The organism is Paracoccus sp. ME4 (assembly GCF_046736325.1).
Classification (GTDB): Bacteria; Pseudomonadota; Alphaproteobacteria; order Rhodobacterales; family Rhodobacteraceae; genus Paracoccus.
The window spans coordinates 805615-831746 of record NZ_CP151276.1; the positions used below are offsets into that span (position 1 = coordinate 805615).

At 70.5% G+C, this 26132-nt stretch carries 25 protein-coding genes; 24 read left to right on the top strand and 1 reads right to left on the bottom strand.

The genetic code is table 11. The features are described 5' to 3' along the window. Window positions 1-7: 7 nt before the first annotated feature. The 10 genes from secD to AACG61_RS04155 all read left to right on the top strand — a co-directional run bounded on the left by secD (window position 8) and on the right by AACG61_RS04155 (window position 8330). Window positions 8-1672, top strand: coding sequence for a protein translocase subunit SecD (gene secD / locus AACG61_RS04110; protein WP_411838747.1), 1665 nt, complete (start codon window positions 8-10; stop codon window positions 1670-1672). A gap of 12 nt (window positions 1673-1684) precedes the next feature. Further along, on the top strand, window positions 1685-2683 hold the full coding sequence (gene secF / locus AACG61_RS04115; protein ID WP_411838749.1) for a protein translocase subunit SecF: 999 nt from the start codon (window positions 1685-1687) through the stop codon (window positions 2681-2683). Next, window positions 2683-3039 (top strand): Mth938-like domain-containing protein, encoded by a 357-nt coding sequence (locus AACG61_RS04120; protein ID WP_411838751.1) that lies wholly within the window; start codon window positions 2683-2685, stop codon window positions 3037-3039. Before secF ends, AACG61_RS04120 begins: the two co-directional genes overlap by 1 nt. Beyond that, window positions 3036-3668, top strand: coding sequence for a heme ABC exporter ATP-binding protein CcmA (ccmA, locus tag AACG61_RS04125; protein WP_411838752.1), 633 nt, complete (start codon window positions 3036-3038; stop codon window positions 3666-3668). The genes AACG61_RS04120 and ccmA overlap by 4 nt, the downstream gene beginning before the upstream one ends. Further along, the gene (ccmB, locus tag AACG61_RS04130; protein ID WP_411838753.1) at window positions 3665-4321 is read left to right on the top strand and encodes a heme exporter protein CcmB; all 657 of its coding nucleotides are present in this window, start codon (window positions 3665-3667) and stop codon (window positions 4319-4321) included. The genes ccmA and ccmB overlap by 4 nt, the downstream gene beginning before the upstream one ends. Window positions 4322-4372: 51 nt before the next feature. Then, window positions 4373-5098, top strand: coding sequence for a heme ABC transporter permease (locus AACG61_RS04135; RefSeq protein WP_411838754.1), 726 nt, complete (start codon window positions 4373-4375; stop codon window positions 5096-5098). Beyond that, a complete protein-coding gene (ccmD, locus tag AACG61_RS04140) occupies window positions 5095-5238 on the top strand; it encodes a heme exporter protein CcmD (protein WP_411838755.1) in 144 nt (47 codons plus the stop codon). Before AACG61_RS04135 ends, ccmD begins: the two co-directional genes overlap by 4 nt. Continuing rightward, the gene (locus AACG61_RS04145) at window positions 5231-5770 is read left to right on the top strand and encodes a DsbE family thiol:disulfide interchange protein (RefSeq protein ID WP_411838756.1); all 540 of its coding nucleotides are present in this window, start codon (window positions 5231-5233) and stop codon (window positions 5768-5770) included. Before ccmD ends, AACG61_RS04145 begins: the two co-directional genes overlap by 8 nt. Window positions 5771-5841: 71 nt before the next feature. Then, window positions 5842-7647 carry a gamma-glutamyltransferase gene (ggt, locus tag AACG61_RS04150; RefSeq protein ID WP_411838757.1) on the top strand — a complete coding sequence of 602 codons (1806 nt, stop codon included), beginning with the start codon at window positions 5842-5844 and terminating at the stop codon, window positions 7645-7647. Window positions 7648-7769: 122 nt separating this feature from the next. Continuing rightward, window positions 7770-8330 (top strand): cytochrome b, encoded by a 561-nt coding sequence (locus AACG61_RS04155; protein WP_411838758.1) that lies wholly within the window; start codon window positions 7770-7772, stop codon window positions 8328-8330. Between the two features lie 70 nt (window positions 8331-8400). Here the strand turns inward: AACG61_RS04155 and acnA are convergent, their stop codons facing one another. Then, entirely contained in the window at window positions 8401-11181 is a 2781-nt protein-coding gene (gene acnA / locus AACG61_RS04160) for an aconitate hydratase AcnA (RefSeq protein ID WP_411838759.1), read from the bottom strand. A gap of 209 nt (window positions 11182-11390) precedes the next feature. On the opposite strand from acnA, the gene AACG61_RS04165 reads away from it, so the two are divergent. The 14 genes from AACG61_RS04165 to AACG61_RS04230 all read left to right on the top strand — a co-directional run bounded on the left by AACG61_RS04165 (window position 11391) and on the right by AACG61_RS04230 (window position 26131). After that, complete coding sequence (locus AACG61_RS04165) at window positions 11391-12404, top strand: DUF1223 domain-containing protein (protein ID WP_411838760.1); 1014 nt, start codon at window positions 11391-11393, stop codon at window positions 12402-12404. A gap of 60 nt (window positions 12405-12464) precedes the next feature. After that, entirely contained in the window at window positions 12465-13364 is a 900-nt protein-coding gene (locus AACG61_RS04170; RefSeq protein ID WP_411838761.1) for an EamA family transporter, read from the top strand. A 26-nt stretch (window positions 13365-13390) separates the two neighbouring features. Beyond that, window positions 13391-14008, top strand: a complete 618-nt coding sequence (locus tag AACG61_RS04175; protein ID WP_411838762.1) for an inner membrane-spanning protein YciB — start codon at window positions 13391-13393, stop codon at window positions 14006-14008. Continuing rightward, on the top strand, window positions 13989-14840 hold the full coding sequence (locus AACG61_RS04180; protein ID WP_411838763.1) for a glycosyltransferase family 25 protein: 852 nt from the start codon (window positions 13989-13991) through the stop codon (window positions 14838-14840). The genes AACG61_RS04175 and AACG61_RS04180 overlap by 20 nt, the downstream gene beginning before the upstream one ends. 488 nt (window positions 14841-15328) lie before the next feature. After that, the gene (locus AACG61_RS04185) at window positions 15329-17743 is read left to right on the top strand and encodes an Rne/Rng family ribonuclease (RefSeq protein WP_411838764.1); all 2415 of its coding nucleotides are present in this window, start codon (window positions 15329-15331) and stop codon (window positions 17741-17743) included. A 119-nt stretch (window positions 17744-17862) separates the two neighbouring features. Next, window positions 17863-18606 (top strand): cytochrome c biogenesis CcdA family protein, encoded by a 744-nt coding sequence (locus AACG61_RS04190; protein WP_411838765.1) that lies wholly within the window; start codon window positions 17863-17865, stop codon window positions 18604-18606. 219 nt (window positions 18607-18825) lie between these two features. Continuing rightward, window positions 18826-19989, top strand: coding sequence for a putative lipid II flippase FtsW (gene ftsW, locus AACG61_RS04195; protein ID WP_411838766.1), 1164 nt, complete (start codon window positions 18826-18828; stop codon window positions 19987-19989). Further along, window positions 19989-21074, top strand: coding sequence for an undecaprenyldiphospho-muramoylpentapeptide beta-N-acetylglucosaminyltransferase (gene murG / locus AACG61_RS04200; RefSeq protein WP_411838767.1), 1086 nt, complete (start codon window positions 19989-19991; stop codon window positions 21072-21074). The genes ftsW and murG overlap by 1 nt, the downstream gene beginning before the upstream one ends. Beyond that, a complete protein-coding gene (gene murC, locus AACG61_RS04205) occupies window positions 21071-22492 on the top strand; it encodes a UDP-N-acetylmuramate--L-alanine ligase (RefSeq protein WP_411838768.1) in 1422 nt (473 codons plus the stop codon). Before murG ends, murC begins: the two co-directional genes overlap by 4 nt. Next, window positions 22489-22770 (top strand): DUF2484 family protein, encoded by a 282-nt coding sequence (locus AACG61_RS04210; protein WP_411838769.1) that lies wholly within the window; start codon window positions 22489-22491, stop codon window positions 22768-22770. The genes murC and AACG61_RS04210 overlap by 4 nt, the downstream gene beginning before the upstream one ends. Beyond that, a complete protein-coding gene (locus AACG61_RS04215; RefSeq protein ID WP_411838770.1) occupies window positions 22767-23114 on the top strand; it encodes a hypothetical protein in 348 nt (115 codons plus the stop codon). The genes AACG61_RS04210 and AACG61_RS04215 overlap by 4 nt, the downstream gene beginning before the upstream one ends. 61 nt (window positions 23115-23175) lie before the next feature. Then, window positions 23176-24111 carry a UDP-N-acetylmuramate dehydrogenase gene (murB, locus tag AACG61_RS04220; protein WP_411838771.1) on the top strand — a complete coding sequence of 312 codons (936 nt, stop codon included), beginning with the start codon at window positions 23176-23178 and terminating at the stop codon, window positions 24109-24111. Window positions 24112-24257: 146 nt separating this feature from the next. Continuing rightward, window positions 24258-25193, top strand: coding sequence for a D-alanine--D-alanine ligase (locus AACG61_RS04225; protein ID WP_411838772.1), 936 nt, complete (start codon window positions 24258-24260; stop codon window positions 25191-25193). Beyond that, window positions 25190-26131 (top strand): cell division protein FtsQ/DivIB, encoded by a 942-nt coding sequence (locus AACG61_RS04230; protein WP_411838773.1) that lies wholly within the window; start codon window positions 25190-25192, stop codon window positions 26129-26131. The genes AACG61_RS04225 and AACG61_RS04230 overlap by 4 nt, the downstream gene beginning before the upstream one ends. The last annotated feature ends 1 nt before the right edge of the window (window position 26132 follow it).

Consider the following 26132-nt stretch of genomic DNA (forward strand, 5'->3'; position numbering starts at 1 on the left):
AGCCAAAATGCTTCAGATCGACCGATGGAAGCGCATCCTGATACTCGGGATCTGCCTTCTGGGCCTGCTCTATGCGCTGCCCAACGCCTTCTACGCCCGTGTCGAGGCGCATAACGATGCCGTGGCCGAGATCGAGGCCACCGGCGTCGAGACGCCCGAACTGGTCGCGGCGCGCGACGGCTGGCCCTCGTGGATGCCGTCCCATCTGGTCAATCTGGGGCTGGACCTGCGCGGCGGCGCCCATCTTCTGGGCGAGGTGCAGGTCGAGCAGGTCTACAAGTCGCGCATGGACGCGCTGTGGCCCGAACTGCGCCGCGCGCTGAGCGATGCCCGCGACACCGTGGGCGCCGTGCGGCGCGTCGCCGCACCCGACGGCGTCCTGGCCATCGAGATCGGCAATCCCGACCAGATGGCCGCCGCGACCGAGATCGTGCGCGGCTTCTCGACCCCCGTCACCACCCTGACAGGCGCAGGCCAGCAGTCGCTGGCGATCAGCACGCAAGGGGCGACCCTGACCATCCAGCTGTCGGATGCCGAGAAGGCCGTCACCGACGACCGCACCATCCAGCAGTCGCTGGAGATCGTGCGCCGCCGCGTCGACGAGGTCGGCACCCGCGAACCCACCATCACCCGCCAGGGCGAGGACCGCATCCTGATCCAGGTGCCCGGCATCGGCTCGGCCGAGGAGCTGAAGGACCTGATCGGCACCACCGCCCAGCTGACCTTCAACCCGGTCGTCGGCACCACCGCCGATCCGCAGGCCCAGCCCGGCGTGGGCCAGCTGATCGCGCCCTCGATCGACCAGCCGAACCTGTTCTACATCCTGGAGCAGAGCCCCGTCGTCACCGGCGAAGATCTGGTCGACGCCATGCCCGGCACCGACGAGAACGGCCAGCCCTCGGTCAACTTCCGCTTCAACCCTACGGGCGCGCGGGCCTTCGGCTCCTACACCTCGGCCAATATCGGTCAGCCCTTCGCAATCGTTCTGGACAACGAGGTCATCTCGGCCCCGGTCATCCGCTCGGCCATCACCGGCGGCTCGGGGCAGATCTCGGGGTCGATGACCTTCGACGAGGCGAACCAGCTGGCCGTCCTGCTGCGCGCGGGCGCCCTGCCGGCCGAGCTGATCTTCCTCGAGGAACGCACCATCGGCCCGGAACTGGGCCAGGACAGCATCGACGCGGGCCGCATCTCGGCCGTCGTGGCGACGGCGCTGGTCGCGGCCTACCTGATCGCCAGCTATGGGCTTTTCGGGGTGATCGCCTCGGTCGCGGTGACGGTCAACGTCATCCTGATCCTGTCGATCATGGGCATGATGGGCGCCACGCTGACGCTGCCCGGCATCGCGGGGATCGTGCTGACCGTCGGCACCGCGGTCGACGCCAACGTCATCATCTTCGAGCGCATCCGCGAGGAGCTGCGCCGCGGCAAGCGGCCGTTCCGCGCCATCGAGGACGGCTTCCGCGAGGCGATGAGCGCCATCGTGGACGCCAACGTCACCAGCTTCATCGCGGCGGCGGTGATGTTCTTCCTGGGCTCGGGGCCGGTCAAGGGCTTTGCGGTCACGCTGACCATCGGTCTGGTCACCTCGGTCTTCACGGCCATCTTCCTGACCCGACTGCTGATTCTCATCTGGCTGGAATGGCGCAAGCCGGCCCAGCTGGTCCTGTAAGGGGGCGCAATCATGGCTTTCCGTCTGAAACTCGTCCCCGACGTCACGAACATCGACTTCTTCCGCTGGCAATGGCTGACGGTGGGCATCTCCGCGCTGGCGGTGGTGATCTCGATCCTGGCCACGGTGTTCATGGGGCTGAACTACGGCATCGACTTCCGCGGCGGCACCACCATCCGCACCGAGAGCACGACCGCCTTCGAGATCGGCGAATACCGGCAGGCGCTGGACGGCATGGGCTTCAGCGACGTGTCCATCACCGAGGTCTTCGATCCGTCCTTCGGGGCGGACCGCCACGTCGCCATGGTCCGCATCGGCACCACGGACGAGACCGGCTCGGTCTCTCCCCAGCAGCTGAACGAGGTCGAGGCCGCGCTGAAGGAGGTCGACCCCGCGGTCACCTTCGTGTCCGTCGAATCGGTCGGGCCCAAGGTCTCGGACGAGCTGATCCGCACCGCGGTCATCGCCGTGGCGGCGGCGACCTTGGGCATCCTGGCCTATATCTGGCTGCGCTTCGAATGGCAGCTGGCCGTGGGGGCGGTCGTGGCGCTAGTTCACGACGTCCTGCTGACCGTGGGCGTCTTCGCGCTGTTCCAGTTCAAGTTCGACCTGACCACCATCGCGGCGCTGCTGACCACCTTGGGCTTTTCGGTCAACGACACGGTCGTGGTCTTCGACCGGCTGCGCGAGAACCTGATCAAGTACAAGTCGATGAAGCTTGTCGACGTGATGAACCTGACGGTGAACGAGACCCTGTCGCGCACCGTGATGACCGCCGTCACCACCGCCATCGCGCTGACCGCGATGCTGGTGCTGGGCGGCGACGTGGTGCGCGGCTTCGTCTTCGCGATGCTGTGGGGCGTCTTCGTGGGCACCTATTCCACGGTCTACATCGCGAAAAGCGTCGTCCTGTGGCTGGGCGTTCGCCGTGACTGGGGCCCGTCCGACCCCAAGGACCCCAAGGCCAAGCGCAAGAACGTCTCGCCCTTCGAGGGGGCCGAGGAGGTCTGATGCCGCAGCTGATCCCCACCGACTTCGCCGGACAGAACGCGGTGGACAGCTATGGTCCCGGCTTCTTCCGCATCGCGGGTCAGGTGATCCGCGGCGCAGTGGTGGTCGAGGCCGGGCGCGTCACGCCCTGGCAGGGGCTGGAGGACCGCGCGCCGCTGGCCGACCTGGCCGGGCGCGTGGACGTGCTGTTCCTGGGGCTGGGCCAAGATATCGGCCATGCGCCGCGCGATCTGGTCGCGGCGCTGGACGCCCTGGGCATCCGGGTCGAGGCGATGACCTCGCCCACCGCGGCGCGCACCTACAACGTCACCGTCTCGGAAGGCCGCCGGGTGGCCTGCGCGCTGCTGCCGCTGTGACGCTGCTCCGCGTCCAGGACCTGGCCGTGGCGCGCGGCGGTCTACGGGTGCTGGAGGGTGTCTCCTTCGATCTGGACAAGGGGCAGGCGCTGATCCTGCGCGGTCCGAACGGGCTGGGCAAGACGACGCTTCTGCGCTGCGTCGCGGGGCTGCAGGCCCCGGTGGCGGGCCGCATCGCGATGCCCGAGGACGCGGCCGCCTATGCCGCCCATGCCGACGGGCTGAAACCCGCCCTGACCGCGACCGAGAACCTGGCCTTCTGGGCGCGCGTCTTCGGCGGCGGCGACGTGGCGCGGGCGCTGGCCGCGATGGAGCTGACGGCGCTGGCCCATCGCGCGGCCGGCTCGCTGTCGGCGGGGCAGAAGCGCCGCCTGGGGCTGGCGCGGCTGCTGGTCACGCGCCGCCCGCTCTGGGTGCTGGACGAGCCCACCGTGTCGCTGGACGCGGACTCGGTCGCGCGCTTCGCCGCGGTGGTGGCGGACCATCTGGGGCAGGGCGGTGCCGCGCTGATCGCCACGCATATCGACCTGGGCCTGCCGCAGGCGCGGGTCCTGGACCTGAGCCCCTTCCGCGCGCGCCCCGGCGCCCCCGCCACCCGGCCCGCGGGCTTCAACGAGGCCTTCGCGTGATCGCCCTGCTGGTCCGCGACCTGCGGCTGGCCACGCGGGCGGGGGGCGGCTTCGGCCTGGGCGTCGCCTTCTTCCTGATCCTCTCGGCGCTGGTGCCCTTCGGGGTCGGGCCGGACCGCGCCGTGCTGGCGCCCATCGCGCCGGGCATCCTGTGGGTCGGCGCGCTGCTGGCCTGCCTGCTGTCGCTGGACCGCATCTTCGCGCTGGACCATGAGGACGGCAGCCTGGACCTCCTGGCGACCGCGCCGCTGCCTCTGGAGGGGGCGGTCGCGGTCAAGGCGCTGGCGCATTGGGTCACCACCGGCCTGCCGCTGGTCCTGGCCGCGCCGCTGTTCGGGCTGCTGCTGCATCTGCCGCCGCGGGCGATGCCGGCGCTGGTCCTGTCGCTGGCGGTCGGGACGCCCGCACTGTCGATGCTGGGCGCCTTCGGCGCGGCCATCACCGTCGGGCTGCGGCGGGGCGGGCTGCTTCTGTCGCTGCTGGTACTGCCGCTCTATGTGCCGACGCTGATCTTCGGGGCCGAGATCACCCGCCGCGGGGCCGAGGGGCTGGCCATCGCCACGCCGCTGGTCTTTCTGGCGGGCATCACGCTGGCGGTCCTGGCGCTGATTCCGCTGGCGGCGGCGGCGGCGCTGCGGGTCAATCTGAGGTGAGGGCGCGCCACGCCCCTTGAAGGTGCGGCGCGAAACGGGGAAACAGGGACCATGTCGATCTGGCAGTACGCAAATCCGGCCCGGTTCATGCGCACCACCGAAGGGGTCCTGCCCTGGCTGGTCGGCGGCGCGGTGATCTGCTGCGTGACCGGCCTGGTCTGGGGCTTTCTGACGCCCGACGACTTCCGCCAGGGATCGACGGTCAAGATCGTCTTCCTGCACGTGCCCGCCGCGATGATGGCCATCAACATCTGGGTGATGATGCTGGTCGCCTCGCTGATCTGGATCATCCGCCGCCACCATGTCAGCGCGCTGGCGGCCAAGGCGGCCGCGCCCATCGGGGCGGTGATGACCGTGATCGCGCTGGCGACCGGGGCGATCTGGGGACAGCCGATGTGGGGAAGCTGGTGGGAATGGGACCCGCGGCTGACCTCGTTCCTGATCCTGTTCCTGTTCTATGTGGGCTACATCGCGCTGTGGTCGGCGGTCGAGGACCCCGACAGCGCCGCCGACCTGACGGGCGTCCTGTGCCTGGTGGGGTCGGTCTTCGCGCTTCTGTCGCGCTATGCGGTGCTGTTCTGGAACCAGGGCCTGCACCAGGGCGCCAGCCTGTCGGTCCAGTCCGGCGAGCGGATGAGCCATGTCTATCGCTATCCCCTGTATCTGGCCATGCTGGGGTTCTTCCTGATGTTCCTGGCGCTGGTCCTGATCCGCACCCGGACCGAAATCCGCCGCCGCCGCCTGGCCGCCCTGCAAGCAAGAGAGATGCGCGCATGATCGACCTTGGACGCTATGCCATCCCCGTCCTGTCCGCCTATGCCGTCAGCCTGGTCCTGATCGGCGGGCTGGTCTGGCACACCGTCGCCGCCAATGCCCGCGCGCGGCGCGCGCTGGAGGAGCATGGTCGCGATGGCTAGGATCGCGCCCCTTGTCCTGCTGCCGCCCCTGGCCTTCATCGCCTTGGCGGGGGTGTTCCTCTGGGGCATGGGCCGCGACGATCCGGGTGCCGTGCCGTCCGCCATCGTCGGACGCGAGGCGCCGCCGGTGCCCGCCACGACCCTGCCCGGCAAGACCGCGCTGACCGACGAGATGCTGCGCCAGCCCGGCGTCAAGCTGGTGAACTTCTGGGCCAGCTGGTGCCCGCCCTGCCGGATCGAGCATCCGACCCTGACTGCCCTGTCACAGGAGATCCCGGTCTATGGCGTCGATCTGCGCGACATCGACGCGAACGCGCTGCGGTTCCTGGAGGAGGATGGCGACCCCTTCGCGGCCATCGCCACCGACCCGCGCGGCCGCACCGCGATCGATTGGGGCGTGACCGCCCCGCCCGAGACCTTCATCCTGGACGGCGAGGGGCGGGTACTCTACCGCCATGCCGGCCCGCTGGTCGATGCGGATTACGAGACCCGCTTCCGACCCGAACTGGAGCGCGCCCTGGCCGATCAGTAACCCCGTGCTTGCACCCGCGGGTTGTGCGTCCCATGCTGACCCCATCGACAGGCATGACGGGGGAGTTGCGGATGACACAGACGGGTTTGGCCTTGGCGATCCTGTTGGGAAGCACGGGCGGGCTTGCGGCGCAGCAGGCGACGGATGCGGTGGTGCCCGAGGGCGCGTCGGCGGCGCAGGGAGCCGCCGCGGATTTCGGCCCGCTGGACGATGCGGCCCGCGCCGCGCTGGAGGCCAAGGCGCAGGGCATCCCGGTCCGCGGGCAGGACTGGATGGTCTCGGCCGCCCATCCCCTGGCCGTGCAGGCGGGTGCGCGCGTGCTGGACCGCGGCGGCAGCGCGGCCGATGCGATGGTCGCCGTGCAGGCGGTGCTGGGCCTGGTCGAGCCGCAGAGCTCGGGCCTGGGCGGGGGCGCCTTCCTGGTCTGGTACGATGCCGCGACGGGCGCGCTGACCACGCTGGACGGGCGCGAGACCGCCCCCATGGCCGTGACCCCCACGCTGTTCCAGGATGAGGAGGGCCAGCCCCTGGAGTTCATGGCGGCCGTGATCGGCGGCCGTTCGGTGGGCACGCCGGGCACGCCGCGCCTGATGGAGGTCGCGCATCGCAAATGGGGCCGTGCCAACTGGGCGGGGCTCTTCGACGACGCCATCGCCATGGCGCAGGACGGGTTCACCGTGTCCCCGCGCCTGGCGACGCTGGTCGCCGCCGAAGGCGAGGCGCTGCAGCGCTATCCCGCCACGACCGATTACTTCTTTCCCGGCGGCCAGCCCGTGGCGCCGGGCGCGCGGCTGACCAACCCGGCCTATGCCGACACGCTGCGCGCCCTGGCCGGGCAGGGGGCCGATGCCTTCTATCGCGGTCCCATCGCGCAGGAGATCGTGGCCGCGGTGCGCGGGGCTGCGGACAATCCGGGCCTGCTGTCGCCGGAGGATCTGGCCGCATACCGGGTCATCGAACGCCCAGCGGTCTGCGTGGACTATCGCGACCACGATGTCTGCGGCATGGGGCCGCCGTCGTCGGGCGGGCTGACCGTGGGTCAGATCCTGGGAATGCTGGGCGGATACGACCTGGCGGCGATGGGCGCCGAAAGCCCCGATGCCTGGCGGCTGATCGGGGATGCCTCGCGGCTGGCCTTCGCGGATCGGGGGCGGTTCATGGCCGACAGCGACTTCGTCGCGATGCCGACCGAGGGGCTGATCGACCCGGCCTATCTGGCCGAACGCGGCGCGCTGCTTGCGGGCGACGACAGCCTGCCCGAGGTCGCGGCGGGCCAGCCCGGCTGGAGCCATGCGGCGCTGTGGGGGCAGGACAGCGCGCTGGAGCTGCCCTCGACCACCCATATCTCGATCGTGGACGGCGACGGGAACGCCCTGTCGATGACCACGACCATCGAGAACGGCTTCGGCTCGCGCGTGATGGCGGGCGGGTTCCTTCTGAACAACGAGCTGACCGATTTCAGCTTCGAGACCCATGACGCCGACGGCTGGCCCATCGCCAATGCCATCGCGCCGGGCAAGCGGCCGCGGTCGTCGATGGCACCGACCATCGTGATGCGCGACGGCGCGCCCGCCATGGTCATCGGATCGCCGGGCGGCAGCCGGATCATCGGCTATGTCGCCCGGGCCATCGTGGCGCATCTGGACTGGGGCATGGACATCCAGGCGGCGGTCGCGGCGCCGAACCTGGTGAACCGCTTCGGTCCGATGGACGTGGAGGCGGGGCTGCCCGCCGCGCTGACCCGGGGCCTGACCGATCTGGGCTTCGAGCTGAACGAGACCGAGCTGACCTCGGGGCTGCAGGGCATCGTGGTGACGCCCGAGGGGCTGGAGGGGGGCGCCGATCCGCGCCGCGAGGGCATCGCCATCGGCGGCTGAGGCGGCATCGCACCCCGTTGCGGGCATTCGCCGCAGCCCGCGGCTCTTGCGTAGCGGGGCGGCAGGACCTTCTCTGGGTGGCGGGGCGCGCCGCCCCAGTCACCGCTGGAACGGAGCGAGACATGCCCTCTGCCCCCCTTTGGCGCGACGGTCCCGACCGATATGGCCGGATCAGCCGTGCGCTGCACTGGATCATGGCGGCCCTGCTGGGCTGGCAGTTCCTCATCGCCGCGGCCGAACGCCTGGCCGAAGATTCGCCGGCGGTCGTCCAGCTGGCCGCGATCGGGCCGGGCCATGCCTCGATCGGCGTCACGGTCCTGGCCCTGCTGGGCCTGCGGCTGATCTGGACGGCGCTGAACCGGAACCGGCGGCCGGGTCATCCGGGGCCGCTCGGGCGCGCGGCGCGGGTCGGTCAGGGTCTGATGTATCTGCTGATGGCGGTCGTGCCGTCGCTGGCCCTGCTGCGGGCCTATGGCAGCGGCCGCGGCTGGCCGCGCGCCGATCCCTGGCTGATCCCCGCCACCGGGACCGAGGTGTCATGGATGGTGCAGCTGGGCCAGGCCCTGCACGGAGAGCTGGCCTGGCTGCTCTTCGCGCTGATCCTGGGGCATGTCGGCATGGCGATCTGGCACCATCGGGTCCGGCGCGACGGGACTCTGTCGCGGATGCTGGGCCGCCGCTGACGGCGGCCGGTCATGACAAGGGCCCCCGGCGATGCGCCGGGGGCCCTGATCCGTTCCGGTGCGGGGCCGATCAGGCCGCGGCCAGGTTCCGCAGCACGTAATGCAGCACGCCGCCGTTCTTCAGATAGTCGATCTCGACCTCGGTATCGACGCGGGCCTTCAGCTGGATCGTCTTCACCGTGCCGTCGGCATAGGTGATGGTGCAGGGCACCAGCGACAGCGGCTTGAAGTCGCCCGCCAAGCCCTCGATCGTGATCGTCTCGTCGCCGGTCAGGTTCAGCGAATGGCGGGTGTCGCCATTGGTGAACTCGAACGGGATGACGCCCATGCCGACCAGGTTCGAACGGTGGATGCGCTCGAAGCTTTCGGCGATGACCGCCTTGACGCCCAAGAGGTTCGTGCCCTTGGCCGCCCAGTCCCGCGACGATCCGGCGCCGTATTCGATGCCGCCGATGACGACCAGGGGCGTGCCCTGATCGACATAGGACATCGCGGCGTCATAGATCGCGGCCTGGTTCCCGTCGGCGTCCTTGGAGAAGCCGCCCTCGACGCCGTCCAGCATCTCGTTCTTGATGCGGATGTTGGCGAAGGTGCCGCGCATCATGATCTCGTGGTTGCCGCGGCGCGAGCCATAGCTGTTGAAATCGCGCGGGGCCACCTGACGCTCGGTCAGGTACTTGCCGGCCGGGGTGCCCGGCTTGAAGCTGCCCGCCGGGCTGATGTGGTCGGTCGTGATCATGTCGCCCAGCAGCGCCAGGACGCGCGCGCCCTTCACGTCGTGGATGACGCCCGGTTCCTGGGACATGCCGCGGAAATAGGGCGGGTTCTGGATGTAGGTGGACGATGCGGGCCAGTCATAGGTCTCGCTGTCGGTCACCTCGACCGCCTGCCAGCGCTCGTCGCCCTTGAACACGTCGGCGTATTTCGCCTGGAACATCTCGCGCGTCACGATGGTGTCGACCAGATCGGCGACCTCCTTGGAGGTCGGCCAGATGTCCTTCAGGTAGACCGGCTTGCCGTCGGGCGTATGCGCCAGCGGGTCCTTGGTCACGTCGATGTTCATGTCGCCCGCGATGGCATAGGCCACGACCAGCGGGGGGCTGGCCAGATAGTTCGCGCGGACGTCCGGGCTGATGCGGCCCTCGAAGTTGCGGTTGCCCGACAGGACCGACACGGCCACCAGGTCGTTGTCGTTCACGGCCTTCGAGATCTCGGGCTGCAGCGGGCCCGAGTTGCCGATGCAGGTGGTGCAGCCGAAGCCCACCAGGTTGAAGCCCAGGGCGTCCAGGTCCTCCTGCAGGTTCGCGGCCTTCAGGTATTCCTCGACCACCTGCGATCCGGGCGCCAGCGAGGTCTTGACCCAGGGCTTGCGGGTCAGGCCCAGGGCGCGCGCCTTGCGCGCCACCAGGCCCGCGGCCATCAGCACATAGGGGTTCGAGGTGTTGGTGCAGGAGGTGATCGAGGCGATCACGACCGAGCCGTCACGCAGGACATAGTCCTCGCCCTCGACCGGCGCGCTGCTCAGGTGGCCGTGGCCGCCGCCGGGGATGTCCTGCGGCGCGGGATCGGGCGATCCGCCTTCCTCGGTCATCTCGGCCTTCTCGGTCGCAGGGACCGACTTGGCCGGGCGCAGGCCCTTGATGTAGTCGCCGAAGGCGGTCGCGGCCTCGGTCAGCGGCACGTGGTCCTGCGGGCGCTTCGGCCCTGAGATGGCCGGGACGACGGTGCTCTGGTCCAGCTCCAGCGTGGAGGAATAGACCGGCGCGTAATCCGCCGTGCGCCAGAAGCCGTTCTCCTTGGCATAGGCCTCGACCAGGGCGATGCGGTCCTCGTCGCGGCCGGTCTGGCGCAGATAGCGCAGCGTCTCGTCGTCGATCGGGAAGAAGCCGCAGGTCGCGCCGTATTCGGGCGCCATGTTGGCGATGGTCGCACGGTCGGCCAGCGGCATGTGGTCCAGGCCGGGGCCGTAGAACTCGACGAACTTGCCCACCACGCCGTGCTTGCGCAGCATCTGCACGACCTTCAGCACCAGGTCGGTGGCGGTCACGCCCTCGGCCAGCGCGCCGGTGATCTTGAAGCCCACGACCTCGGGGATCAGCATCGAGATCGGCTGACCCAGCATGGCGGCCTCGGCCTCGATGCCGCCCACGCCCCAGCCCAGGACCGCAAGGCCGTTCACCATGGTGGTGTGGCTGTCGGTGCCGACCAGCGTGTCGGGGTATGCGACGGTCTTGCCGTCCTGGTCCGTGTCGGTCCAGACGGTCTGGGCCAGGTATTCCAGGTTCACCTGGTGGCAGATGCCGGTGCCGGGCGGGACCACGCGGAAGTTGTTGAACGCCTTCTGACCCCATTTCAGGAAGGTGTAGCGCTCCATGTTGCGCTCATATTCCAGCTCGACGTTCTTCTGGAAGGCGCGCGGGGTGCCGAATTCGTCGATCATCACCGAATGGTCGATGACCAGATCGACCGGGTTCAGCGGGTTGATCTTCTGCGCGTCGCCGCCCAGGGCCTTGATGCCGTCGCGCATGGCGGCCAGGTCGACCACCGCCGGAACGCCGGTGAAGTCCTGCATCAGCACGCGGGCCGGGCGATAGGCGATCTCGCGCGGGTTCTTGCCGCCAAGCGTCGCCCATTCGGCGAAGGCCTTGATGTCCTCGACGGAGACGGTGCGGCCGCCATCCTCGAAGCGCAGCATGTTCTCCAGCACGACCTTCAGCGCGGCCGGCAGTTTCGAGAAGTCGCCAAGCCCCGCCTCGGTGGCGGCGGCGATGGAGTAATAGTCGACGCTCTGCGCGCCCGCGCTCAGCGTGCGGCGCGTCTTGGCGGTGTCGGTTCCGGTCTGGATGGGCATCAGGGCCTCCCTGTCTGCAAGAATGGATGGGTCCGGCGTGCCCCTGCTTTGCCCCATCGGGGGGCATCGCGCAAGGGATGCACCGCAAATTGTATGCGATTGCATACCATCTTTTCCCCTGTTGCTCAAGAGGCACGCATGACGCGAATGGCGCCGCTGACGCAGCGGTGATTTGGTGTTTCGGGCCCTCAGGCGGTAACACGCTGCCTGTGACACGGCACCCGACATATCCCGACCGCCCGACCCGTCCCGCCCGCGCATGGGCGCAGGGCGCGGCCGCCGCCTGCGCGGCGCTGTGGCTCCTGGCGCTGCCCGCGGCGGGGCAGGGGATGGCTGGGCAGGCGGACATGTCCGGCGCCCTTTCGGGCCCCCCCTCTGCCGCCACCGCACCGGACGCGGGCGACGCGCCTCTGATCCTGGCCCCTGACGAGGCCGGGCGGCAGTCCCCGTCGACGATGGACCTGCCCTATCCGGGGCTGGAATCGGGGGGCGTCAACGGCTTTGCGGCCGCGGATGCGGCGCCGCCCGTCGCGACCGCGCTGCCCTCGGCCACGCTGCCGGTGGTGGTCGAGCTGTTCACCTCGCAGGGCTGCTCCTCCTGTCCGCCGGCCGATGCGATGCTGACCGCGCTGACCGGGACGCCGGACGTGCTGGCCCTGTCCTATCACGTCGACTACTGGGACTATCTGGGCTGGGCCGACAGCTTCGCCCGGCCCGAATTCACCGAACGCCAGAGCGCCTACGCCCGCGCCGCGGGCGAGCGGTCGGTCTATACCCCGCAGATGATCGTGGACGGCCAGGACACCTCGGTCGCGCCCGGTCCGGCGCAGCTGATGGGCCTGATCGACGCGCACCGCTACGCCCCCGCCACCGTCAGCGTCCAGCGCGACCCGACCGATGCCGGAGAGCTGATCGAGCTGCAGCCCCTGTCCGACCTGGGCGGCGCGGTGGACGTGGTCCTGGTCCGCTATGCGCCCGAACGCCATGTCGATGTGATGGCCGGAGAGAATCGGGGCCGCACCGTGCTCTACAGCAACGTGGTCCTGACGCTGGAACATCTGTCGCGATGGGACGGACGGCAGCCGCTGCGCCTGACCGTGCGCCCCGAGCTGATGGAGGACGGCGCCTGGCCGCCCGACACCCGCCACGCGCTGCTGATCCAGCAGATGCAGGGCGATGAGGCGCTGCCCGGCCCGATCCTGGCCGCGGTGCGGCTGGACTGATCGCGCGCGCGGCCCCGCGACCGGGGTTGCGTCGGGGGCGGGCAGGGGCCATCAGGCGGCATGGGTGATTTCTTCGTTCAAATCGCCGGAACCGAGCAGGGCGCGCAGCTGGCCTCGGCCCTGGCGCTGTCGGCGGCGTTTCTGCACGCGGTCTTCGGGGCCTTGCAGAAGGGGCGCCACGATCCCTGGCTCAGCCGGGCGGCGATCGACCTGTCCTATCTGCTCATGGCGCTGCCGGTGGCGCTGTTCCTGGTGCCCTGGCCCGAGCCGGGCCTGTGGCCGGTTCTGCTGGGCGCGATGGGCATCCACATCCTCTACAAGGTCGCGCAGGCGCTGACCTATCAGCGCGGGGCCTATACGGTCGTCTATCCGGTGGTGCGCGGATCGGCGCCGCTCTTCGTGGTGCTGGTCGCGATGCTGGTCTTTCACGAACGCTTCACCGCGGGGCAGTGGCTGGGGCTGGCTCTGCTGGTGGGGGGCATCTTCGGGCTGGCGCTGAACAGCCTGCGCCGCCTGACCGTGGGGCGCGAGACGCTGGTCCCGGCGCTGGCCTGGGCGATGGTCACCGGGGCGATGGTCGCGGCCTATACCGCCTATGATGCCTGGGGCATCCGGCAGGCGGCCGATCCGTTCACCTTCCTCGCATGGTTCTTCGTCCTCGACGGTCTGTTCATGCCGCTGTGGAACGCGCGTCGCCTGGCCGCGCTGCCGGCCGCGCAGGTCGGGCCGCTGGCCATGCGCGGCATGATCGGCGCGCTGGTGGCCTTCGCCAGCTTCGGCTCGATCATGCTGGCCACGCGCATCGACGAGGTCGGCCGCGCCGCCGTCCTGCGCGAGACCTCGACCGTCTTCGCGGCTCTTGTCGGCTGGCTCATCCTGGGCGAAAAGGTGGGGCCGCGCCGGGTGGCGCTGATGGCGCTGATCGCCCTGGGCGCGGTCATCGTGGAATTCGCCGCCTGACGGGCGGACAACAAAAGGCCGACCGCATGAGAGAGATGAAACCCTGGGTCAAGCCGGTGCTGGATCTGGGTCCGCTGGTCCTGTTCTTCGTGCTGTTCATGCTGTACCGCAACGACACCTTCGTGATCGGCGGCGAAAGCTATGGCGGCTTCATCCTGGCCACCGCGGCGCTGATCCCGGCGCTGATCGTCGCGGCGGGTATCCAGTGGTGGCTGACCGGCAGGCTGGCGCCGATGCAGATCGCGACGCTGGTTCTGGTCGTGGTCTTCGGCGGACTGTCGGTCTGGCTGAACGATCCACGCTTCCTGAAGATCAAGCCGACGATCATCTATCTGCTGTTCGCGGCCATCCTGGGCACGGGCCTGGCGCTGCGGCGCAACTGGCTGGGCGCGGTCCTGTCCGAGGCGCTGCCCATGACCGAGCTGGGCTGGCGCAGGCTGACCGTCCGCATGACCGTCTTCCTGGTCCTGCTGGCCCTGTCCAACGAGATCGTCTGGCGCACCCAGAGCGAGAGCACCTGGGTCTGGTTCGAGACCTTCGGCCTGCCCGCGGCGCTGTTCGTGTTCCTGATGGCCAATGCGGGCCTCTACAGTGCCCATGCGCTGCCCCCGGCGGAGACGTCCGATGACGACCGCGCCGTCTGACGCGGTGACGGTGCTGCCCCTGTCGGGGCGGCGCCTGGCGGTCTATCTGATCAACATGGCGGGCGCCGATGCCCGCCTGACGGCCATGCAGGCCAAGCTGGCGGCCCTGGACCTGCCCTTCACCCGGATCGAGGGCGTGGACGGCCGCGCGCTGCGCTTTCCCATCCCGGAATTCGACGAGCGCGCCTATCGGCTGCTGCATGGCCGCCGCACGACCCCGCCCGAGGTCGGCTGCTATCTGTCGCATGTGGCCTGCGCGCGGGCGCTGCTGGCGGGGGATGCCGACCTGGCGCTGGTGCTGGAGGATGACGTCAGCTTCGATCCCGACTTGGTCGCGGTGGTGGACCGGGCGGCGCTGAACGGCGATGCGTGGAACCTGCTGCGGCTGACCTCGGTCAACCGCGGCCGAAAGCACGCGATCCGCGACCTGGGGCCGGGGCGGCGGCTGGCCATCGCGCTGACGCGCGAGAAGGGCGCCGGGGCCTATGTGATCGACCGCCGGGCCGCGGAATGGATCGTGACCGATCTGCTGCCCATGCGGCTGGCCTGGGACATCGCCTTCGACCTGGAGTTCCTGTCGGGGCTGCGCGCGGCCTTCGTCGATCCGCTGCCCGGATCGCAGCGCTCCGATCATCCGACGCAGATCCAGGCGGGCCTGCGCGCCTACAAGCTGGGGCGGTCGCGCTATCTGACCGTGCTGCCCTATCGGGCCTGGCTGGAGGTGGCGCGGCTGGCCTGCCGCGGGGCGCGGCTGCTGCGCGAAAGGCTGCGGCGGCGGGGTCGCGACGTGGCCGCGGCCGGACCGGACGCGGGTCCCGGGCAGCAGGCCTGAGGTTCACCGCGCCCGGAATCGGGCCGGCGGAGGATGGCCCATTTCGTCCGCAGGCTGTCCGGGGCGTTTTCGCCATTGAATTTTCCTGCCCCGGACCGCTATGCTGGCCCCATGCGCAGGGCGCAGCCAGAACCGGGACCCGGTTCACGGCCAGTCCCGCGCCGACAGTTTCGCAGCGCGGCACCTCTGATCCCGATCTCGGGCGAGCCATGTGCCCGCGGAAAACCAAGCCTCCGCCGCGCCACCGCCTTGCGGGACGGCGCAGGGGGTCCGACGAACAGCGGTCCTGCCTTGCGGCATCGGACCATCCTAGGGAACAGACGCGATGACGCGCGCTTTGGACGGCAGACTTCGGGAAGGGCGGGCACGATGCCCCGTCGGCCCGATGGTCTTCGACGGCGACGCGCCCGTGTCCTCATCACACCGCAGACCGAACCGGGGGGAGCCGCTGGCCCCGCCCGGTCGTCGGCTGCGCGAAAGACACAACAATGGCAATGAAAATGCTGATCGACGCCACCCATGCCGAGGAAACTCGGGTGGTCGTGGTCGATGGAACCAAAGTCGAGGAGTTTGATTTCGAGACGGCCAACCGGCGCCAGATCGCCGGGAACATCTACCTGGCCAAGATCACCCGGGTCGAGCCCTCGCTGCAGGCGGCCTTCGTGGATTACGGCGGAAACCGCCACGGCTTCCTGGCCTTCGCCGAGATCCATCCGGATTACTACCAGATCCCCGCGGCCGACCGCGAGGCGCTGAAGGCCGAGGAGCGCGCCGAGGCCGAGGCCCAGGAGGCCGAGGAGGAGCGCGGCCGTTCGCGCCGCAAGCCCCGCGCCGAGGCCCAGGAGGCCGAGACCGGCGCCGAGACCGCCAGCGACGAGGCCGATCAGGACGACGAGATCGAATCGGTCGCCGACGAGGACGTGACCGAGGAGGTCCGCGCGCCCAGGAAGCCCCGTGCCCGCCGCTACAAGATCCAGGAGGTCGTGAAGGTCCGCCAGATCATGCTGGTGCAGGTCGTCAAGGAGGAGCGCGGCAACAAGGGTGCCGCCCTGACCACCTACCTGTCGCTGCCCGGCCGCTACTGCGTGCTGATGCCCAACACCGCGCGCGGTGGCGGGATCAGCCGCAAGATCACCAATGCCGCCGACCGCAAGAAGCTGAAGGACATCGCGAACGAGCTGGACGTGCCCAAGGGCGCCGGCCTGATCATCCGCACCGCCGGCAGCCAGCGCACCCGGACCGAGATCCGCCGCGACTATGAATACCTGCTGCGCCTGTGGGAGCAGATCCGCGAGCTGACCTTCAAGTCGATCGCCCCCGCCGCGATCTACGAGGAGGGCGACCTGATCAAGCGCAACATCCGCGATCTCTACTCCTCCGAGATCGACGAGGTGCTGGTCGAGGGCGAGCGCGGCTATCGCGCGGCCAAGGACTTCATGCGCATGATCATGCCGACCCATGCCGACAGCGTGGTCCATTATCAGGATACGGTGCCGCTGTTCGCGCGCTATCAGGTGGAAAGCTATCTGGCGGGGATGTTCAACCCGGTCGTGCAGCTGAAGTCGGGCGGCTACATCGTCATCGGCATCACCGAGGCGCTGGTCGCCATCGACGTGAACTCGGGTCGCGCCACCAAGGAAGGCTCGATCGAGGAGACCGCGCTCAAGACGAACCTGGAGGCTGCCGACGAGGTCGCCCGCCAGCTGCGCCTGCGCGACCTGGCCGGTCTGATCGTCATCGACTTCATCGACATGGATGAGCGCCGCAACAACGCCGCGGTCGAGAAGCGCCTGAAGGACAAGCTGAAATCCGATCGTGCGCGCATCCAGATCGGCCGCATCTCGGGCTTCGGCCTGATGGAGATGAGCCGCCAGCGCCTGCGCCCCGGCATGCTGGAGAGCACCACCCAGCCCTGCGCCCATTGCCACGGCACCGGCCTGATCCGCAGCGATGACAGCCTGGCGCTGACCATCCTGCGCGCGATCGAGGACGAGGGCAGCCGCAAGCGCTCGCGCGAGGTTCTGGTGCGCGCACCGGTCGCCGTCGCGAACTTCCTGATGAACGCCAAGCGCGAGCATGTCGCGGGCATCGAGGCGCGCCACGGCATGTCGGTGCGCGTCGAGGCGGACCCGGCGCTGGTCTCGCCCGATTACGCGATCGAGAAGTTCAAGACCGCGACCCGCGTCGTTCCCGAGCCGGGTCATGTGCCCCTGGGCGTCAATGCCGACCTGATGGCCAGCATCGACGAGGAGGAAGATCACGACCTGCCCGCGATCGAGGCCGAGGCCCCCGAGGTCGAGGCCGCCGCACCCGAGGCCGTCGAGGTCCCGGAGGCCGCCGAGACCCGCGACGCGGATGGCGAGGTCGATGGCGAGGGCCGGTCGCGCCGTCGCCGCCGTCGCCGCCGCCGGAAATCGGGCGAGCGTCCCGAGGGCGACGAGGCGCAGGCCGATGACGCCGTGCAGGACGAGGGCGAGGAGCCCGTCTCCGACGAGCCCGAGGCCGAGCCGGTCGCCGCGGAGGTCCCCGAGGCCGAACCCGCAGCCCAGCCCGAGGCCGATGACGCGCCGCAGGGCCGGACCCGCTCGCGCGGCCGCAGCCGCTCGCGCAGCCGCAAGCCGGTCGAGGCCCAGCCCCTCCCCGAGGTGGTGGACCTGACCGAGGCCGACGACGCCCGCGCCGAGGCCCTGCCGATGGCCGTGGAGACCGTGCCGGAGGCGGCCGCACCTGCGGAGCCCGCACCGGAGCCCGCCGCACCGGCTGCGGAGGCCGCCCCCGCGGAACCCGCCACCGTGGCCGAGGCGCTGGTCCAGTCCGCCGCCGCCCCGCAGGAGCCCGCGAACAGCCCCGCGCCCGCCGAGGCGCCCCAGCCCCGCCGCCGCGGCTGGTGGTCCGGCCGCTGAGCCGACGGGCCTGACAGACAGGGGGCGCGGTGCAAGCCGCGCCCCTTCGCATGTCCGCCCCACGCATCCGTGACGCGATGTCCCCTGTGCTTCGGCCCGCCACGCGGTAAGGTGCGGCCATGTTGGGAATCGACCTCGCTACCGCCGCCTTCCTGCCCGCCGCCGCCGTGGCGATGCTGGCGGGCATCCTGTCCTTCCTGTCGCCCTGCGTGCTGCCCATCGTGCCGCCCTATCTGGCCTACATGACCGGGGTCGGGGTGAACGGCCTCAAGGCGCGGGAACGCAGCGCGGTCCTGCCCGCGCTGTTCTTCGTCATGGGCCTCTCGACGGTGTTCCTGGTGATGGGCTTTGCCGCATCGGCCTTCGGGCGCGCCTTCCTGACCTATCAGGACGTGCTGGCGCGGGTCGCGGGGGCGATGGTCATCGTGATGGGGCTGCATTTCCTGCACGTCATCCGCATCCCCTTCCTGGATCAGGAGGCGCGGCTCCAGGCCGGCAGGCAGGGCGGCGGGGCCATGGGCGCCTATGTGCTGGGCCTGGCCTTCGCCTTCGGCTGGACCCCCTGCATCGGCCCGCAGCTGGGCATGATCCTGTCCTTGGCCGCGACCGGGGGAGAGCTGTCGCGCGGCACCGCGCTGCTGGCCGTCTATGCCCTGGGCCTTGGGATTCCCTTCGTTCTGGCCGCCGTCTTCATCGACCGCGCGATCGGGGTGATGAACCGCGTCAAGCCGTGGCTCGGCATGATCGAACGGGTCATGGGCGCGCTGCTGATCGTGGTGGGGGTGATGCTGCTGACGGGCGCGTTCTCGGCCTTCAGCTTCTGGCTCCTCGAGACCTTCCCGGCCCTCGCCACCCTGGGCTGACCCGCGCCGACCGCCGGCGCAGCCGGCCCCCGGCCGGGCGGCAGCGCGCCGGAGGCCGCCTGCGGGCTCCGGCTCCCCCGCGCGCGCCTCGCCTCGGGCGCTCCGGTCACGTTCCCGCAAGCGCTCAATCTGTGGTAGCGCCGCTGCGACATTCGCGCTATCCTTTCGGCCAGATCCGGGCAAACCGGGCAGGACAGAGGCAGTGACGGCGGTATTCCCATGACCGAGATGGTCTTCGGCACGACGCCCGTGCGGGCGGGCGACCCGATTCTTCCCCGCTGGTGGCGGACGCTGGACAAGTGGTCGCTGACCTGCGTCCTGGGCCTCTTCGCCATCGGCCTGCTGCTGGGGCTCGCGGCCTCGGTGCCGCTGGCCGAGAAGAACAACCTGCCGCGCTTCTACTACGTCCAGCGCCAGATGGCCTTCGGCGGGCTGGGCCTGCTGGTAATGACCGCCATCTCGACGCTGAACCCGCGCCAGATCCGGCGCATCGGCGTTCTGGGTTTCGCGGTCTCGTTCCTGCTCATCGTGGCGCTGCCGGTCATCGGCACCGATTTCGGCAAGGGCGCCACGCGCTGGCTGTCCCTGGGCTTCGTGTCGGTGCAGCCGTCCGAGTTCCTGAAACCCGGCTTCGTCGCGCTCTGCGCCTGGTTCATGGCCGCGGCCCAGGAACCGGGCAGCCCGCCGGGCCGCGCGCTCAGCTTCGGTGTGGCGCTGACGGTGGTGGTGCTGCTGGCGCTGCAGCCCGACTTCGGCCAGGCCTCGCTGGTCCTCTTCTCCTGGCTGGTGATGTATTTCGTGGCGGGCTCGGGGATCGTCGTGATCATGGCGGTGGCCGGGCTGGCCGGGGCGGGGGGGCTCTTGGCCTACAACCTGTCGGAACACTTCGCCCGCCGCATCAACAGCTTCCTCTCCTCCGAGATCGACGCCAACACCCAGATCTACTTCGCCACCAACGCCATCCAGGAGGGCCGCTTCTTCGGCGTGGGCGTGGGAGAGGGTCAGGTGAAATGGTCGCTGCCCGACGCGCATACCGACTTCATCATCGCCGTCGCGGCCGAGGAATACGGCTTCATCATGGTCCTGGCGATCATCAGCCTCTACGCGGTGATCGTGCTGCGCTCTCTGCTGCGGCTGCTGCGCGAGCGCGACCCCTTCGCGCGGATCGCGGGCACGGGCCTGGCCTGCGCCTTCGGGGTGCAGGCGCTGATCAACATGGGCGTCGCGGTGCGCCTGCTGCCCGCCAAGGGCATGACGCTGCCCTTCGTCAGCTATGGCGGCTCGTCGCTGATCGCCTCGGGCATCGCGGTGGGCATGCTGCTGGCGCTGACCCGCACCCGGCCCCAGGGCGAGTTCGCCGAGATCCTGCGGCGGTCGCGCTGATGGCCGCCCCCCTCGCGCTGATCGCCGCCGGAGGCACCGGCGGCCACATGTTTCCCGCCCAGGCCCTGGCCGAGCTGCTGCTGGAGCGCGGCTGGCGGGTCAGGCTCTCGACCGACGACCGCGGCGCGCGCTATGCTGGGGCCTTCCCCGAAGCCGTCGAGCGGCAGGTCGTGACCTCGGCCACCACGGCGCGCGGGGGGCTGGCGGGCAAGCTGTCGGCGCCCTTCAAGATCGCGGCCGGGGTGATGGCCGCACGCCGGGCCTTCCGGCGCGACCGCCCGACGGTGGTCATCGGCTTTGGCGGCTATCCGACCATTCCGGCGCTGTCGGCGGCGCATCTGATGGGCCTGCCGCGGATGATCCACGAACAGAACGGCGTCATGGGCCGCGTGAACCGCCTCTTCGCCGGCCATGTCCATCGCGTGGCCTGCGGCACCTGGCCTACCCAGCTGCCGCAGGGCATCGACGGCCGGCATGTCGGCAATCCGGTGCGCGGTTCGGTGCTGGACCGCGCGGCCAGCCCCTATGACGCGCCGGGCGAGGGGCCGCTGCGGCTTCTGGTGATCGGCGGCAGCCAGGGGGCGCGCGTGCTGTCGCAGGTCGTCCCCGCGGCCATCGCCGCCCTGCCTCAGGACCTGCGCGCGCGCCTGCATGTCAGCCACCAGGCCCGCCCCGAGGATGCCGATCAGGTCACCGCCACCTATGCCGCAGCCGGGATCGCGGCCGAGGTTCAGCCCTTCTTCACCGACGTGCCCGAGCGCATCGCCGCGGCGCATCTGGTGGTCAGCCGGTCGGGCGCATCGTCGCTGGCCGACATCACGGTGATCGGGCGCCCGTCGATCCTGATCCCCTTCGCGGCCGCGACCGGCGACCACCAGACCGCCAACGCCCAGGCCCTGGCCGAGGCGGGGGCCGCGCATGTCCATCCCGAATCCGTGCTTGACGCGGACAGCCTCGCGCGCGACATCCGCGCCATCCTGACGGACCCCGCCCAGGCCACGGCCATGGCGCAGGCGGCCCTGACCCTGGCGCGCCCCGATGCGGCGCGCCGACTGTACGACCTCGTCGAGGAGATCACGCGATGAACGCTGCCACCAAACTGCCCGGCGAACTGGGCCCCATCCATTTCGTGGGCATCGGCGGCATCGGCATGTCGGGCATCGCCGAGGTGCTGCTGACCTTGGGCTATCGCGTGCAGGGCAGCGATTCGAAGAAGTCCAAGATCACCGACCGCCTGGAGACCCTGGGCGCCACCGTCTTCGAGGGCCAACGGGCCGAGAACGTCGCGGGCGCGGGCGTGGTGGTCATCTCGACCGCCATCAAGAAGGGCAATCCCGAGCTGGAGGAGGCGCGCCTGCGCGGCCTGCCCATCGTGCGCCGCGCCGAGATGCTGGCCGAGCTGATGCGCCTGAAATCGAACATCGCCATCGCCGGCACGCATGGCAAGACGACGACCACCACCATGGTCGCGACCCTGCTGGATGCGGGCGGGCTGGACCCCACGGTCATCAACGGCGGCGTGATCCATGCCTATGGCTCGAACGCGCGGGCCGGCGCGGGCGAGTGGATGGTGGTCGAGGCCGACGAATCCGATGGCAGCTTCAACCGCCTGCCCGCCGACATTGCCATCGTCACCAATATCGACCCCGAGCACATGGAGCATTGGGGCAGCTTCGACGCGCTGCGCCAGGCCTTCACCAATTTTGCATCATCCGTGCCCTTCTACGGTCTGGCGGTCTGCTGCACCGACCATCCGGAGGTCCAGGCGCTGGTCGGGCGCCTCACCGACCGCCGCGTGGTGACCTTCGGCTTCAACGCCCAGGCCGACGTGCGGGCGATGAACCTGACCTATGCCAAGGGCATCGCCCATTTCGACATCGCCCTGCAGGGCGAGGCCGTGGACGGCACCGTGCCCATGGTCGAGGGCTGCACCCTGCCCATGCCGGGCGATCACAACGTCTCGAACTGCCTGGCCGCGGTCGCCGTGGCGCGCCATTTGGGCATCAAGAAATCCGAGATCCGCGAGGCGCTGGCGAAATTCGGCGGCGTCGGCCGCCGCTTCACCCGCGTGGGCGAGGTGGCCGGCGTGACCATCATCGACGATTACGGCCACCACCCGGTGGAGATCGCGGCCGTCCTGAAGGCCGCGCGCCAGGCCAGCACCGGCCGCGTCATCGCGGTCCACCAGCCGCATCGCTATTCGCGCCTGTCGAACCTCTTCGAGGATTTCTGCACCTGCTTCAACGAGGCCGACGTCGTGGCCATCGCCGATGTCTATTCCGCCGGAGAGGAGCCGATTCCCGGCGCCTCGCGCGACGATCTGGTGGCGGGGCTGATCGCCCACGGCCACCGCCACGCCCGCGCCATCCTGTCCGAGGACGACCTGGAGCGGCTGGTCCGCGAACAGGCGCGGCCCGGCGACATGGTCGTCTGCCTGGGCGCAGGCACGATCTCGACCTGGGCCAACGCCCTTCCGGCGCGATTGCAGGGCCGCGCCGCATGATGGCTGCCGCCGACCTGGCCACCTGGATGCCGGTGCCGGTGGCGGCGGTGACGATCTGGCTGGTGCTGGCCTGCCTGATGCCGCGCCTGCCGCGCCGCGCGCAGCGCCGGGCGGGCTGGACGCTGGCGCTGGCGGGGGTGCCGGTGCTGGGCCTCTCGACGCTGAACTGGGGTCCGGGGGCGGGGATGCTGTGCCTGGGGCTGGGGCTTCTGCTGCTGCTGCGCCGCCCGGCGCCGCGCCGGGCCGCCCCCGCCGCGGCCCCCGAGGGACAGCCGTGAACCCCTGGATCATCGCCGGGCTGTGCCTGACGGGGGCGGGGTTCATCGCCTGGGGCAGCGCGCGTCTGCGCCTGCGCTGGCCGCTTCTGGTGCTGGCGCTGCTTCTGGCGGCGATCGCGCTGCAGCTGCTGAACGCGGCGCAGGGGCAGGGGGGCTTTCACGACCTGGCCGCCATCGTCGCGCAGAGCTTCACCGTGCTGCCTGCGCTGCTGGGCACCGCCCTGGGGCTGGCCCTGGCGGCGCTGCGCGGGCACGGTCCCGCCTGGCGGCGGCCCTCGGGCTGGCTGTCGCTTCTGGCGCTTCTGGTGGCGGGGCTTGCCGCGGGCGCGACGCTGCTGATCTGAGGCGGGCCGCCCCGGTGTTGCGGTTGACGCCCGGCGCGGCGCTGGCTACCACCCATGGGTCATGAGCATCGACCTTCCCACCCCGCGCGGCACCCTGATCCCCGACCGATCCCTGGACGGCCTGACCTGGCTGCGTGTCGGCGGCCCGGCCGACTGGCTGTTCCAGCCCGCCGACCAGGATGATCTTGCGGACTTCCTGGCCGCGCTGGACCCGGCCGTGCCGGTCTTTCCGATGGGCGTCGGCAGCAACCTGATCGTGCGCGACGGCGGCATCCGCGGCGTCGTCATCCGCCTTGGCCGCGCCTTCAACGGGGTCGAGATCGCAGAGGGCGTGGTGACGGCGGGGGCGGCGGCGCTGGACGCGCAGGTGGCGCGGCGCGCGGCCGAAGCCGGGCTGGACCTGACCTTCCTGCGCACCATTCCCGGCAGCATCGGCGGTGCGGTGCGCATGAATGCGGGCTGCTATGGCAGCTATCTGGCCGACCACCTGATCGACGCCACCGCCGTCACCCGCGATGGCCGCACCGTGACCCTGACCCCGGCCGATCTGCGCTTTGCCTATCGCGAGAGCCACCTGCCCGAGGGCTGGGTCATCACCGCCGCCCGGCTGCGCGCCGCGCCGGGCGATCCGGACGCGCTGCATGCCCGCATGGCCGATCAGCTGGCGCGCCGCGACGAGAGCCAGCCCACCCGCGAGCGCAGCGCCGGATCGACCTTCCGCAACCCGGCGGGGTTCAGCTCCACCGGGCAGGCGGACGACGTCCATGACCTCAAGGCCTGGGCGCTGATCGACCGAGCGGGCCTGCGCGGCCACAGCTGGGGCGGCGCGCAGATGTCGGAGAAGCATCCCAACTTCCTGCTGAACACCGGCGGCGCGACCGCCGCCGAGCTGGAGGCCCTGGGCGAGCTGGTCCGGCGCCGCGTCCTGGAGGAGAGCGGCCACGAGCTGCAATGGGAGGTCGTCCGCGTGGGCGACCCGGCGCCCGGCACCGACTGATCCGCCCCGCGCAACATTCTGCGCAGGCGGCCGAAATTCAGCTTTTGCGGTTCGCGCTTTGCTTGTATCCTGCTGCGACATGACGTCCCCGGACAAGGGGGCGCGGACGGATGAAGCTCGGATCAACCGGGCACGAAAGGCAGACAGTGGCGGGCAGGTCGAGCAGGACAGCCCACTCGGTCGCGGTCCTGATGGGCGGCCCCTCGGCGGAACGGGAGGTCTCGCTGTCGTCGGGGCGCGAATGCGCGGATGCGCTGCGGGTGGCGGGATATCAGGTGACCGAAATCGATCCGGGCGCCGCGCGCGGGGACCGGATCGTGCAGGATCTGCGCGAGGCCGCGCCTGATGTCGTCTTCAACGCGCTGCATGGCCGGTGGGGCGAAGATGGCTGCGTGCAGGGCCTGCTGGACTGGCTGGACCTGCCCTATACCCATTCCGGCGTGCTGGCCTCGGCGCTGGCCATGGACAAGACCCGCGCCAAGCAGGCCTTCCGCGCGGCCGGTCTGCCGGTCGTGGAGAGCGTGATCGCGGATGCCGACGAGGTCCGCCAGCGTCACGTCATCCCGCCCCCCTATGTGGTCAAGCCGAATGACGAAGGCTCGTCCGTCGGCGTCTACATCGTCCATGACGGCGCCAACGCGCCGCCGGCCCTGTCCCCCGACATGCCCGCCCGCGTCATGGTCGAGACCTACGCCCCCGGACGCGAGCTGACCACCACCGTGATGGGCGACCGCGCGCTGGAGGTGACCGAGATCGTCACCGAGGGCTGGTACGACTATGCCGCGAAATACACCGTCGGCGGGTCGCGCCACGTGGTGCCCGCCCAGATCCCGGCGGAGATCCGCGCCGCTTGCCTGGAGATGGCCCTGCGCGCGCATCGCGCCCTGGGCTGCCGCGGGCTGACGCGCACCGACTTCCGGTGGGACGACAGCCGCGGCGTCGACGGGCTGATCATCCTGGAGCTGAACACCCAGCCCGGCATGACGCCCACCAGCCTGGCCCCCGAACAGGCGGCCCATGCCGGCATCGACTTTCCCGCGCTGATGCGCTGGATGGTGGAGGATGCGCTGTGCCGGTCGTGATCGATCACCGCCCCGGAAAGCAGATCACCCCACCGCCCCTGCGGCAGCGCCGCGACCCTGCGCCGTCGCGGCTGAAATACCGCCTGGACCGGATGTGGCTGACGCCGCTCTATCGCCGGGTGTTCCGCATCGGCCTGCCGGCCTTCGTCCTGGCGATGGTCGCAGGGCTGTGGCTGGCGGATGAGGACCGGCGCGCGCGGCTGAACGACGGCGTGGCCCAGGTCGTCACCCAGATCCAGAGCCGCGAGGAATTCCAGGTCCGCCAGATGACCATCGAGGGCGCCAGCCCCGTGGTGGACCGCGCGCTGCGCGCGATGCTGCCGGTGGATCTGCCCGCCTCCAGCTTCGACATCGACCTGGCCGCGCTGCGCCTGCAGGTGCTGCAGCTGGACGCGGTCGAGACGATCGACCTGCGCATCAAGCCCGGCGGCATCCTGTCCGCCGTCGTCAAGGAGCGCACGCCCGCCGTCCTGTGGCGCCACGCGCGCGGCATCGACATGCTGGATGCGGGCGGCCATCGCGTGGCCACCGTCACCTCGCGCGACGTGCGTCCCGACCTGCCGCTGATCACCGGCGAGGGCGCCGATCTGGACACCGCCGAGGCGTTGGCCCTGATGGATGCGGCCGGGCCGATCCTGCCGCGGGTGCGCGGCCTCGTGCGGCGCGGCGAGCGGCGGTGGGACCTGGTGCTGGATCACGGCCAGCGCATCCTGCTGCCCGAAGAGGGGGCGGTGATCGCGCTGGAGGCGGCCATCGCGCTGCATCGCAGCGAGGACATGCTGGGCCGCGACATCGCCACCGTCGATCTGCGCGACCCCGAACGGCCTGTCCTGCGGCTTGGCATCGACGCGCGCAACACGATCCGCACCGCCCGGGGCCAGCCGCTGCTGGGTCCGGACGGCAATGTTCTGCCTGATGACAAGACGACGGAGGGATAGC